This window comes from Methanomassiliicoccales archaeon, assembly GCA_026394395.1.
Taxonomy (GTDB): domain Archaea; phylum Thermoplasmatota; class Thermoplasmata; order Methanomassiliicoccales; family UBA472; genus UBA472.
On sequence record JAPKYK010000001.1, the window covers coordinates 73,817 to 85,988 of the forward strand.

The window sequence follows — 12,172 nt, forward strand, 5'->3', positions numbered from 1 at the left end:
AACCTTTCCCGAAGGGTTTAAAACGGGATGGTCCATCGGAGGGGAGTGGACCTGTTCAGCCTGCTCAGCCTGGCCGTCATCGTTCTGGGGCTGGTCATAGCTTACTACAAGAAGTATCCCTTAGCCCAGTCGCTGGTGCTGATCAACCTGATGGTCTTCCTCCTCACCATCATGGCCTCCTGGGACACCTCCGGCCTGTCCCCGGTGCAGACCGACCTGGGCTTCCGGCCCATATACCTGGAAGAACCCGCACATCTCTTCACCATCTTCACCCAGATGTTCGTGCACGGCAGCCTGACGCACGTGCTGTTCAATATGCTCTTCCTTTTCCTGATCGGACTGCCGCTGGAGGAGAGGGTGGGCCGCAAGGCCTTTGCCCTGTGCTACTTCGTCCCTGGCCTGATAGCCCTGGTGCTGGAAACGGCCATCAGGGGGGCGGACTCCGACATATTGATGCTGGGGGCCTCGGGCGCCATATCCGGGGTCATGGGGGCCCTGCTGTTCCTCTACCCCAAGGACGAGATACCGATGTTCCTCGGCCCCATCTTCCTGCCCAAGGTCCCGGTCTGGCTGTCCGTGGGCGCCTGGTTCGCCATTCAGGTGGTGACACTGTTCACCCTGCCCTCGGGGCTGGCCTCCGGCAGCGTAGCCTACGGGGCGCACATCGGCGGGTTCGTGGCCGGGATGGCCATGACCCAGTTCCTGCCCACGGAACGAAAGACGTCCTCGGCACCGGCCGCTGCCAACCTCAGCGACCTGGCCACTACCGAAGAGCTGAAGCAGATGCAGTTGCGCATCGAGAGCGAGAGCGAGCCTCAGGTGAGAATGGCCTGGCTGGAGCACTTCGCCGGCAAGGCCAAATGCCCGGAGTGCGGCTCCGACCTGACGCTGGAGGGAAACCGTATTAAGTGCGCATGCGGATGGGAGAGGACGGTGAGATGACGGACAACAGGGTAGAAGTGCTCTGCCCGGGGATGATCCGCCGGGACGGGCAGATCGTCCTTGAAGCCAGGTCCTCCGTGAGCCTGGTCAGCTGCGGGGAACGGCACCTGCTGGTGGACACCAGCGGACCCCAGAACCGGAAGCTGCTCCTGCAAGCGCTCAGGTCCCGGGGCGTCGCCCCTGATGATATTGAGATAGTGGTCATGACCCATCTGCACCACGACCACTTGGGGAACATCGACCTGTTCCCAAAGGCCGAACGCTACGCGCACCGGTTGGAATCCCCCGGACCGACCTATCACGCCGTGGACGAGGATTCGGAGATATGGAAAGGTGTGCGTCTTATGCATACCCCGGGGCACACCAGGGGGAGCATGAGCGTGCTGGTGGAGGGCGGGGAGAGATACGGCCTGGTCGGCGACGCCATACCCACCGAGGACAACGCACGGAAATGGGTGCCCCCCGAGCACCACTATGACCGAGACCTGGCGATGGAGAGCATGTCCCGTTTGATGGGCGAGGTCGACATCATCGTGCCAGGCCACGGGCCGTCGTTCCGGACAGCGGATTACAGGAGGGAGAAAGGATGAGCGTACCCAATGCGATATACGCGGAATGCCCCGACTGCGGGGAGGAGACCCTGCACGAGGTGCTCAAGGGGCGGCTAGGCAAGGACGGGGACACCCTCGAGGGCACCCTCAAATGTCAGGAATGCGGGCGGGTGCACACCGCCGTGGTGCGCGAGGCCAAGACGGTCAAGGTGCCGGTCATCGTCAGCGACCAGGGCCAATCGAGGAAGGCGGAGCTGGAGCTGCCGGAAGACGATGAGCTGAGGGTGGAGGACGAGCTGGTGCTGGAAGACCTGCCCATCATCATAAGCTCCCTGGAGAAGGGCGACGCGCGGGTGAACAAGGCATTGGTGAAGGACATAACCACCATATGGGCCAAGCGCTTCGACAAGGTGCATGTGAAGATATCCATCAACGACGTGCACAAGACCATACCCACCGAGGTCATCGCCCTGCCGGAGGAGGAATTCTTCATCGGCGACCTGATGAACGTGAACCGCTACGAGGTGGTCATCACCCAGATCAAGACCAAGGATGCCACGGTGCGGCGGGGGTCGGTCATGGCCATGGACATCGTGAGGATATACGCCAGAAAGGCCCGCACCACCTACACGTGATCCCATGCGGGACGAAAAGGCCTCCATGGTGAGGGGGCTGAAGGAGCGGGGCCTGATAACCTCCCCGGAAGTGGAGAGGGCCATGCTGAAGGTCCCCCGCCACCTGTTCCTGCCTGCTGAATTGAAGTATCAGGCCTACCGGGACACGCCTCTTCCAATAGGCGAAGGGCAGACCATCTCCGCGCCGCACATGGTGGCGATGATGGCCGAGGCATTGCAGCTGGTCCCCGGGCACAAGGTGCTGGAGATCGGGACCGGCTCCGGCTACAACGCCGCGGTGATGGCCGAGCTGGTCGGCGAGGAAGGACGAATCATAACCGTAGAAAGGCACCCGGCGCTGGCAGAGACGGCGGAGCGAGCCATAAAGGAGAACGGTTATCGTAACGTCACCGTGGTGGTGGGGGACGGCTCGCTAGGGTACGAGAGCGAGGCTCCCTACGACCGGATCAGCGTCACCTGCGGCGCGCCTGATATACCGGAACCATTGGCGGAACAGCTCAAGGAGAACGGTGTTATGGTCATACCGGTGGGGTGGCTGGAGTTCCAGTCCCTGCTGCGGGCGAGGAAGGTCCACGGGATCCTGGAAAAAGAGAACCTGGGCTCGGTGGCCTTCGTGCCCCTCATCGGAGAGAAAGGTCACCGTTCAAAGTAGGTAGGGCAGCACCGCGCTCAGGTCGGCGTTACGCACCACGTGGTCGGCGTTACGCACCACCTCCTCGTCGATGGGATTGAAGGCGATCCCCAGCGACGAACCCTCGAACATGGAGACGTCGATGCTGCTGTTGCCGATGCTGGCCGTTCGTTCCGGTAGGACGCCGAACAGCCCCTGGGCCTCCTGGAGCGCCTTCTTCTTGTTGCACAGCTCCACGCGCAGCACCCCCTCCCCGGTCAAGCGCCCCTCCTGGTCCGCGGCCAGCCCGTTGGACCACTGGGCGTCGAAGCCGTATTCCCGGGCGATCTTGCCGGCGATGAGGTCCAGCCCCCCGCTGATGATGACCGTGCGCACTCCGCGGGCCTGCAGGGCGCCGACGGTCCGCCCGATGCCTGGGTTTATCGGCAAACGCAAGAGCTCGGTCTCCACGTCCGGCAATCGCAGCCCGGGCCGGTGCCTCAGCCATAGCGCGATGTCCCGCCGCATGAACTCCAGGTCGTCTATCTCCCCGTCCATGAAGGAGATGACCGACTCCTCGTTGCTGACCCCGAACCGGTCGTGGACCCAGGTCCAAGAGGACAGATAGTCCACCAGCACCCCGTCCATGTCGAAGGCGACCAGGTCGTACTTGCGGCCATTGCTGGGCATCGCAGGTTGCCAGGAGGGAATCATTATAAGAAGGTTGCTGCAAATGGCGGGACATGATCATCCTGGTGGGAGTGGCGCACATCATTGACGTCGCGAAGCCGCTCGACGTCCTGATAAGCCATTACTCCCCGGGGGCGGTGGGGATAGAGCTGGACCCCGGGCGCTACCGGGCCCTGCTGGACAAGGAGGTCAAACGCAACGTGCCCCTGCCCTACAGATTATTAGCGCTCATGCAAAGGCGCATGGCCGACCAGTTCGACGGGGAGGTGGGCGCGGAGATGCTGGCGGCCGTCGATTCCGCCCAGAGGAACGGGGCGCAGGTGGTGTTCGTGGACACGGACGCCGCCCGGCTGTTCGACTCGCTGCTCCGTCAGATGTCCTTCAAGGAGAGGGTCCTGATGTTCTTCTCCTCCTTCGCCGGCCTGTTCATGAGCCGCAAGAAGGTGGAGAAGGAGCTGCAGGAGTTCCAGGAGAACGAGGGGCAGTACATGGACGTGCTGGCCAAGAGCTACCCCACGGTCAAGCGCGTGCTGATCGACGAGCGCAACGAGCACATGTCCAAGGCCATACTGAGGGCGGAGGGGGAGCACGGCAGCGTGCTGGCGGTGATCGGCGACGGGCACGTGGAAGGGATACGGAAATTGATCGCCCGCGAGGACCTGGTGCACTATCGTCTGAAAGATTTGCAGAACCTGAAGCTGAAGGCTCCGACGTCCACGTCCGAGGCCTCCTTCACCTTCGTGGCGCAGGCCTGAGGCAAACCCTTTTTCCCTTGAGCGCATACCTAATACGATGAAGGTCGTCCTGCTCTCATACACCAAGGACGCGGAGCGCCTATGCGCCGCGGCCGCCCACTCCTGCTATTCCCAAGACCCGGCCAGCGACATACTGGAAGTGATGGAGGAGAACAAGGCCGGAGGCTACATCGACAAGGTTGTGGGCATGGGCCACAACTCGGTGATCGAACACGCCTCGTACACCTTCTCCTTGGAGGGTGTGTCCCGCTCCCTGACCCACCAGCTGGTCCGGCACCGCATCGCCAGCTTCTCCCAGCAGAGCCAGAGGTACGTCTCGCTGCTCGAGCCAGACTACGTCGTTCCCGGCACTATCCAATCGGACCCCGAGGCCAACCGGGTGTTCGAGGAGGCTATGCAGAAGGCCTGGGAGGCCTATCAACAGCTCGTCTCCATCGTCCCGGTGGAGGACGCCCGGTACGTCCTGCCGAACGCCTGCGCCACCAACATCGTCGTCACCATGAACGCCCGGGAGCTTTGGCACTTCTTCACGTTACGAACTTGCCGTAGGGCGCAACAGGAGATCAGGACCGCCGCCGAGCTGATGTTCAAGGAGGTCCGGCAGGTCTCCCCCAGCATCTTCAAGGACGCTGGACCGGCCTGCCTGCGGGGCAAGTGTCCAGAAGGGAAACTGAGCTGCGGCAAGCCCCGGGTGGAGCTAAAATTTAAATAATGTTACGGCTTTGGCCGGACTTATCTGGAAAGATTGCTATGGGCAACGTCAGACCAACTTACATTAAAAGGGTGGCCATCGAACTGGTCGAGAAGTACCCCCGGGCCTTCAGCGCCGACTTCGAGAACAACAAGGTGCTGGTCCAGAGGCTCACCAATGTGGATTCTATCATGATGAGGAACCGCATCGCCGGGTACATCAGCCGGTACTGGCAGAACCAAGAGTTCTAAAACCCCAAACGGTCGCCTGCTGCGGTCGGCGATCGAAAGTCGATCCTTGAACCGTTCTTCTTGTCATCGGTGGAAGGTCCACATTCTCGCTTTTTTTAAGACAGATTCACGTCTGGCCGGTCGTTGATCGACGCCTCTCCGCTCCGCTTTCAGTAATAACGCTTTAGTAATTGGAGCATATTGTCCACAAACTAAGCCCGGGTGGGGTAGCTTGGATATCCTAAGAGGCTGCGGACCTCTAGACCCGGATTCGAATTCCGGCCCGGGCGCTTTCTTCTCATTCCAAATTCACAGCCTGCGTTTCCTTTATGGTCATGTCCCCCGGCGGCAGTATGCGGCTTATCTCTTCCTCCGGGACCTGGAAGGCGCGGGCCAATCTGGCCGAGGTCTTGCCCCTGGGCTCCTTGCCCGGAATGAGCACGACGAACTTCTCCGTCCTCCCGGCGACACTCTCCCGGGGAGCGCAGGTGATCTTCCTGGAACCCTCGACCTGGACCTCGGCCACCACCATCTCCAGAGGCAAGTGGTGCAGATAGTTCCTCTTGCCCCGGATGATGAAGGCCCCACGGGGGGCGAACTCCCCGGCCTCCGGCCGCTTGGACACCTGGTCCGGCAGCACCCAATACGCCGTTCCTTCGGCCGTGCCGGCGTTCCAGGCCTTGGAGTGGCATAGGGCGAACTGACAGACCTCGTGCATCTCCTCCTCGGTGGCCTCCGTGCCATCCTTCAGGACAATGGAGGGCGCCCCGTGCAGGTCGGCGTGGACGTACCGCTCCTTCTCCCCCAGGTGCTTCTTGACCACCTGATCGTTGCTCTTGGCGTCCCGGCCTCCGACCACCAGGCGGCCGCCCGAGGTCAGGAACCACTTGTAGCTTTCGAACCAGAAACGCTTGGTGGGGGCGACCTTCCCCTTCTCCAGCAGCGCCTCCTTCTCCCCCTTGGCCATGCGCTTCCCGATGGCCACGCGGGTCTCCTCCATGGCCGCCCGGGCGCCAGCGGTCTTCTCCCTCAGCTCCTTGGCCTGGGTGTACAGCCGGTTGGCGTTCTCGTCTATGCCCACGGTGTAATCGAGCTGCAGCTCCCTCTCCCCCACCTTCATGCGGAAACTGTTCTCCCGCGGGTCCACCGAAGTGACCAGGGGCACCTTGACGCCCTGCTCCTTGAGCTGTTCCCAGTTGGTGGCCTGGGACAACGTCCTCATTCTTACCAAGGTCTGGTCTATCTGGGCATAGCTGGTGTAGATGAGGTCGCCCCGGGCCTGCAGGGCCGCGGCCTCGTTCTCCGTGGCCTCTATGCCCTTAACCTGCTGTTCCAGCTGCCTTTGCAGCCGTTCCAGCTCAGGGTCCTTCTTGTCCATGACCTCCTTCCTCTGGGAGAGGAAGGCCTCCAGGGCCAGGGAGAGGCTCGGCATCTCCCGGTCCGTGAGCTCGGCGTTCACCCTCAGAGGGAACGGCGTGGCGTCCACCACGTCCTCCCCATCCAGCACCAGGCAGGCCTTGGGAACGTTCAGCTCCTGGAACAGGGCGGAGGTGACCGCGTAAAGGGAAGTGATCTCCTCCTCTGAGAGGGAAGAGGCCTTCCGCCCCTTGTCCAGTCCCGTGCGCAGGCATACCTCTTCCCCGTACTGTCCCCCCAGGTTCGCCGAGGTGGCCAGCGTCCTCACCAGGTCGGACTTGGACGACAGCACGGCCTTCCCGAACTCTTCCAACGAGGAGGTGCGGGGGTCGAACCTTGAGGGCGGGTAGGCGTAATCCGCGCCTATCAGCACGTCCCGGTGGCGCCACTTCTTCTGCTCCAGCGCGTTGATTATCTTGCCCTCGTGCACCACGATGAGATTGCCGTCGCCAATGAGCTCGAAGACCACCTTGTAGCTCCCCTCCTTGCTAGCCAGCTCCATGGTCACGATGCGGTCGAACTCCTGCTGCGCTATCGAGATTATGCGGGCGTTGTACAGCACTTTTCTCAGGTGCACGGCGAAGCCGGAAGGCGTATCGGGCGTGTCCGGGCGCTCGGCCGCCAGGTGCAGCCACCGCCCGTCCTTCAGCACCAGCTCCTTCTTTCCCTCCCCCTGCACGTTCACCCGGATCAGGACGTTGCGGCCTTCCCAGTGGAACACCTTGTCCAGGAAACCGCCGCACAGTCCCTGCAGCTCCGACGTTATAGCCGCCACGTCGAAGGCCGTCATCTCCTTCTTCATCGACCACCTCTAGCGGCCTTAATATCAAAAGGATTTTGCTTGTCCAACCTTAACAAAAAGTTTATGAACGACCACCCGATTGTCGGTGGGGCAGGCCACTGTGGCTTAGAGGTATAGCGACGCCTTGGTAAGGCGTAGGTCGGGGGTTCAATTCCCTCCAGTGGCTCCATCATTCTCAACAAAAATTGATAACCCACCATCTCCATGGGCCAGGCCATGGCCGGTACGAGGGCGGTCCGCATCAGCTTGGTGATCCTGTTAGCAGCGCTCCTCATGTCCCCCTTGTGTTCGCTCCCTGCCGAAGGGGCCTACACCAGCACTCCGATAGTCGTGCAGGGGGACACTGGTTTCGTGGCCGCCGGGTTCACCGGCAGCGGGACCGTGGCCGACCCTTACGTACTGAACGGTTACCATGTCGATGCCTCCTTTGAGCACCATGGCATCTACATCGCCAACACCACCAAGCACTTCCGTATCGTGGACTGCTCGGTCAACGACGCCTACACCTCGGACCGGGACCGGTTGAACGTCTCGGCCAGCGGTTCAGGCATCCTGCTCTACAACGTCATCAACGGGGAGGTGGTCGATTACGTCAGCGATTACAACGTCCGAGGGGTGACCGTCGTGAACTCTGAGAACGTCACCATCACCTCCTCCCTCTTCAGCAACAACATCGAGGCCGGCGTCTATTTCTACGACTGCGTGAACGGCATGTGCCAAGCCTCCAACTGCACCTTCTCCCATGACGAGACCGGGAACAACGGAGTGCTGGTCGAGGACAGCCAGGGGATCACGGTCCGGGACAACGTCATCGAGGATGGCAGGAACGGCATAAACCTGGTCGCGAACGCCGGCAGCTGCACCGGCAACCTGGTGACCAAGAACGTAGTTCGCGGCCAGACCGAATACGGGATACTGCTCGGAGGGAACCTCCTGACCAGCGAAAACCTGATACAGAAAAACCAGGTCCAGGGCGTCGCTGCCGGTTCCGGGATATGCGTGGAGTTCGGGACCCAGGAGAACATCACGGGGAACCAGGTGTCCGGTTGCCTCTACGGCATCAGGTTGATGTGGGACAACAACTCCGTTTCCGGGAACGCCCTGTCCAACAACACCCAGGGAATAATGTTGGGCGACGGTTCGGACGATAACCTGGTACTTGAGAACTCGCTAAAGGACGGGGCGTTCGGGGTCCTCATCGCCCCCAGCCAGGGAAACATCGTCCGAAACAACACCATCCTGAGGATGGACCAAAGCGATTCCGCGGTGGGCGTTTACCTGGGCATTGGGGCGGTGCGGGACGCCATCATCGAGAACAACACCATCTCCGACTGCAACGTGGGCATAAGGGCGGCCACCACCGCCGCGCAGGAGATGACGAGGATCTTCCTCACCGGAAATGCCGTGAACAACTCCATCAAAGAAGGAGCCTACCTGCTGTACGTCAGCGATTCCCAGGTCCTGAACAACAACTTTCACGCCAACGGGTACAGCGGGCTCTATCTGGGGGCGCAGTGCCACGAACTTCTTATCCAAAACAACACCGTGGACGGCAATCAGCGTTATGGCCTGGAGATCAGGGCTGCCGACGACAACCTGGTGACGGGGAACATATTCGACAGCAACGTTCGGGAAGGCGTCTATCTGTATAGCGGGTCTGGGAACGTCATCTACGCCAACGCCTTGTTGTTCAACAAGGACTCTGGAAGGCAATACTCGTCCCTGCGCGTCCAAGCCTATTGCGGGGAGCAGGGGAACAGCTGGTCCTTGGGTATCGGTAACCTGTGGGCCGACTGGCTGACGCCAGACCAGAACGACGATGGGATAGTGGACCAACCGTACACGATACCTGACAATTTCCAGGACCCCTTCCCGCTGACCGAGATCGCCGGCCTTGACATCCCCGTGGACCTCACCGCCCCGGAAGTGATCTATCAATCTCCGCAGGGCACGTCCGCGGAACATGACAGCGCGGTCAACGTCACCTTCTCCGAGGACATGGACCTCGGTTCGATCGCCGTCTCGGTCAACAACATCACGCAGAACGGGACCTGGACGGACCGCACCTTCACCCTGAGCATGACCCTGGAGTTCGAGACCGATTACAGCGTCAGCGTCATCGGCCAGGACCTGGCCGGAAACAACCTGACCGAGTTCACCTGGACCTTCCGCACCGAGGGCCCCAACGCCACGGTGAGCGGGCGGGTCCTTGCCAACGGATCGCTCGGTCTTGCTGGAGTGAACGTGACCTGCGACAACGTCACGGTCCAGACGGACGAGGAAGGGCATTTCTCCTTGCTGTTGACCCCGGGGGATCACACATTGTACTTCAGCATGGAAGGCTATCGTGATGGGAATTTGACGGTGCAGGTCCTTCCCGGTGAGGACATGGACATGGGTGACGTGATCATGTTCGAGGAAGAACCGCTCAACGAACCCTCTACCGTACCATACATCACCTATCTCGCAGCCATCGTCATCATCGCCTTCATCTCGATATTGGGGATCTGGATGGTGCGTCGTAAGAAGTGATCGCTCACTTCATACGGTAATAGACGAAACCGGACCACATCTTCGGCCAAAAGTAGGTAGACTTCTTGGGCATGCGGCGGTCCTGCCGGGCCAGTCCCCATATCTTGTCCACCGATGGCGGTCGTAGCAACACCAGCAGCTGGTAGCCTTCCCCGACCCTGCCCAAGACCTTCTCCGTGTCGTGTTCGTAGACGATGGACGGTTCGGAAGGCCAGGCCTTTCCTTTCAGCACCCATTCCTGGCACACGTACGAATCTAGCTCCCACATGGGATCGTCCGGCAAATCCATCGGCGCGGCCAGGTAGGCCTTTCCTCGAACGATGAGTCCGACGTCCGAAGGGTTCCGGCCCTGCAGTCCGGTGATGAGGGACGGTGCATCCTGCATCTCGGTGAGCTCGAAGCGCTGACCTATTAAGCTCAAGAAACGGTCCGCAGGCATCGGCAGCTCCTTCACCAGCCGGTGGGTCGGATATATTATAAGGCCTGGGTCGTTGGATGGGACCAACGTCGTCAGGACGTAGCCCTTCTTGGCGTCCCCCTCGTTCTCCTGGGCGTAACGGGTGGAGGTCTCGAAGCGATGGTGCCCATCGGCGATGAGAACGGTCTTGCCGCTCAGCATCTCGGAGATGGCGCTCACCGTCTCCGGATTGCACACCCGGAACAGGCAATGCCTGACACCCTGGCCGTCAGTGAACTCCAGGACCTTGGTTGCGTTTCCGTTCCGCGCAACAGGTTCAGCCGGTCCTCCTTAACCTTGGGGAAGGTCTCCTCGTGAGGAATCACTCCTTCCGTGTACCCCTTTGCCGCCAGTAGACCGATGATGCCAGAACGTTGCCAGCAATGCTCCCTCTGACAGAAAGTCTGTTTGTAGATGTAGAAGCTCTCCCGCCGGTCCTGGGACAACGCCCCCTGCGCTATCCAGGACTCCAGGATCAGCCCGGCGGCCGAATAGTCCCCGCCCACTCCGCCCAAGGTGATGTTGGCCACGTTGAAGCGGTTCCGCCTCAGCCGCGCCAGCTCCTCCGGGGATATGATGTCGTAGGGAGGGGAGACGCGCTCGATCATTTCCTCGCCGTTGCTCAGGCGGGGTAGGAAAGGGCGGAAGGGACGGAAATCGACCATGACTGGTGAACGGAATCGGCAATAATATCTTTTACAATCACTTCAGCCGGACCAGTTCGTACTCCTTCCTGCCCAGCCCGATCTTCTGGGCGTGGTCCAGGCCGGTCATCCAGTCCGTGCCGGGGTGCACGGCCTTGAACTTGTCCCCCTTCTTCGCCCCTTTCTGGTCCAGGACGCTACCGCTGTTGACCGCCGCCTTGTTCACCAGGTCGACGCAGGCCATGTCCAGGGCCACCGGGTCCTTGGAGGCGGCCATTCCGATGTCGGGCACGATGGGCACGTCGTTGAAGGGCCAGCAGTCACAGTTGGGGGAGACGTCCATGATCACGCTCACGTGGAAGTTCGGTTTGTCCAGCAGGACCGCGTAGGCGTATTCGGCGATCTTCTTGTTCACTATCTCCGAAGACTCCTCCCACTCCACCTCCGGAGCGCCGTATCGGCACACGGCAATGCATTGCCCGCAGCCGACGCACTTCTTATGGTCGATGACCGCCTTGTGCTCATTCAGGGCGATGGCTTGCTCCGGGCAGTTCTTGACGCACTGACCGCAGCCGACGCACTTCTTCAAGTTCACCGAAGGCTGGGAGGAGGCGTGCATCTCCATCTTCCCGCAGCGGCTGCCGCTGCCCATGCCCAGGTTTTTCAGCGCCCCCCCGAATCCGGTTAGTTCGTGCCCCTTGAAATGTGACAGGGAGATCACCACGTCCGCGTCGGCGATGGCGCTACCGATCTTGGCCGTCCGGCACAGCTCCAGGCCGATAGGCACCTCCCGATGCTCGTTGCCCCTCAGCCCGTCGGCGATTATGACGTCGCAGCCCACGGCGATGCGGTTAAACCCATTCTCCATGGCGCTGTTCAGGTGGTCTACGGCATTGGACCTCTTGCCCAGGTACAGGGTGTTGCAGTCGGTCAGGAAAGGCTTTCCGCCCTTCTCCTTGATCATCTTCACAATCACGGCGGCGAAGTTCGGGCGCAGGTAGGCCAGGTTGCCCGGTTCCCCCATGTGCGTCTTGATGGCCACCAGCTTCCCGTCCAGGTCCAGGCGCTCCAGCCCCGCCCGGCGCAGCATTCCCTCCATCTTGTCCAGAAGGCTATTTCCTTGGTAGGTGTGCATGTCGCTGAAATAGACCTTGGATGGCATGCTCGTAAATCACCTCGGACGTAGATAACCCTGTTCATTTTCGAAAATAAGTCGA

General features: G+C 61.1%; 11 protein-coding genes, 2 tRNA genes and 1 pseudogene. 10 read left to right on the plus strand and 4 right to left on the minus strand.

Annotated elements, in window-relative coordinates:
* Positions 1-27 precede the first annotated feature (27 nt).
* Genes NT131_00355 through NT131_00370 form a run of 4 tightly spaced genes read left to right on the plus strand, consistent with a single transcriptional unit; the run spans position 28 to position 2,780 of the window.
* Positions 28-942 carry a rhomboid family intramembrane serine protease gene (locus NT131_00355; GenBank protein MCX6650104.1) on the plus strand — a complete coding sequence of 305 codons (915 nt, stop codon included), beginning with the start codon at positions 28-30 and terminating at the stop codon, positions 940-942.
* Entirely contained in the window at positions 939-1,532 is a 594-nt protein-coding gene (locus NT131_00360) for an MBL fold metallo-hydrolase (protein MCX6650105.1), read from the plus strand. Before NT131_00355 ends, NT131_00360 begins: the two co-directional genes overlap by 4 nt.
* Positions 1,529-2,128 (plus strand): HVO_0476 family zinc finger protein, encoded by a 600-nt coding sequence (locus tag NT131_00365; GenBank protein MCX6650106.1) that lies wholly within the window; start codon positions 1,529-1,531, stop codon positions 2,126-2,128. Before NT131_00360 ends, NT131_00365 begins: the two co-directional genes overlap by 4 nt.
* A 4-nt stretch (positions 2,129-2,132) precedes the next feature.
* Positions 2,133-2,780 (plus strand): protein-L-isoaspartate O-methyltransferase, encoded by a 648-nt coding sequence (locus NT131_00370; protein ID MCX6650107.1) that lies wholly within the window; start codon positions 2,133-2,135, stop codon positions 2,778-2,780.
* Here NT131_00370 and NT131_00375 read toward each other — a convergent pair.
* Positions 2,772-3,428, minus strand: a complete 657-nt coding sequence (locus NT131_00375) for an HAD family phosphatase (protein MCX6650108.1) — start codon at positions 3,426-3,428, stop codon at positions 2,772-2,774. The two genes, NT131_00370 and NT131_00375, sit on opposite strands and share 9 nt — an antisense overlap.
* A gap of 53 nt (positions 3,429-3,481) precedes the next feature.
* Between NT131_00375 and NT131_00380 the strand changes: the two genes are divergently transcribed.
* The 4 genes from NT131_00380 to NT131_00395 all read left to right on the plus strand — a co-directional run bounded on the left by NT131_00380 (position 3,482) and on the right by NT131_00395 (position 5,394).
* Positions 3,482-4,183, plus strand: coding sequence for a TraB domain-containing protein (locus NT131_00380; protein ID MCX6650109.1), 702 nt, complete (start codon positions 3,482-3,484; stop codon positions 4,181-4,183).
* Between the two features lie 37 nt (positions 4,184-4,220).
* Positions 4,221-4,895: an FAD-dependent thymidylate synthase gene (gene thyX / locus NT131_00385; protein MCX6650110.1), complete on the plus strand. Its 675-nt coding sequence runs from the start codon at positions 4,221-4,223 to the stop codon at positions 4,893-4,895.
* Positions 4,896-4,933: 38 nt separating this feature from the next.
* On the plus strand, positions 4,934-5,125 hold the full coding sequence (locus NT131_00390) for a 30S ribosomal protein S17e (protein ID MCX6650111.1): 192 nt from the start codon (positions 4,934-4,936) through the stop codon (positions 5,123-5,125).
* A gap of 195 nt (positions 5,126-5,320) precedes the next feature.
* Positions 5,321-5,394: transfer RNA gene (locus tag NT131_00395), tRNA-Arg, on the plus strand.
* Between the two features lie 8 nt (positions 5,395-5,402).
* Here the strand turns inward: NT131_00395 and rqcH are convergent.
* Positions 5,403-7,322, minus strand: coding sequence for a ribosome rescue protein RqcH (rqcH, locus tag NT131_00400; protein MCX6650112.1), 1,920 nt, complete (start codon positions 7,320-7,322; stop codon positions 5,403-5,405).
* A 94-nt stretch (positions 7,323-7,416) separates the two neighbouring features.
* Here rqcH and NT131_00405 point away from each other — a divergent pair.
* Together NT131_00405 and NT131_00410 are read left to right on the plus strand one after the other, a co-directional pair.
* Positions 7,417-7,491: transfer RNA gene (locus tag NT131_00405), tRNA-Thr, on the plus strand.
* A gap of 47 nt (positions 7,492-7,538) precedes the next feature.
* Positions 7,539-9,854, plus strand: a complete 2,316-nt coding sequence (locus NT131_00410) for a right-handed parallel beta-helix repeat-containing protein (GenBank protein ID MCX6650113.1) — start codon at positions 7,539-7,541, stop codon at positions 9,852-9,854.
* A gap of 4 nt (positions 9,855-9,858) precedes the next feature.
* Here NT131_00410 and NT131_00415 read toward each other — a convergent pair.
* Positions 9,859-10,919 (minus strand): annotated as a pseudogene (locus NT131_00415) (DUF1015 domain-containing protein).
* A 94-nt stretch (positions 10,920-11,013) separates the two neighbouring features.
* Positions 11,014-12,117 (minus strand): DUF362 domain-containing protein, encoded by a 1,104-nt coding sequence (locus NT131_00420; GenBank protein MCX6650114.1) that lies wholly within the window; start codon positions 12,115-12,117, stop codon positions 11,014-11,016.
* Between the last annotated feature and the right edge of the window lie 55 nt (positions 12,118-12,172).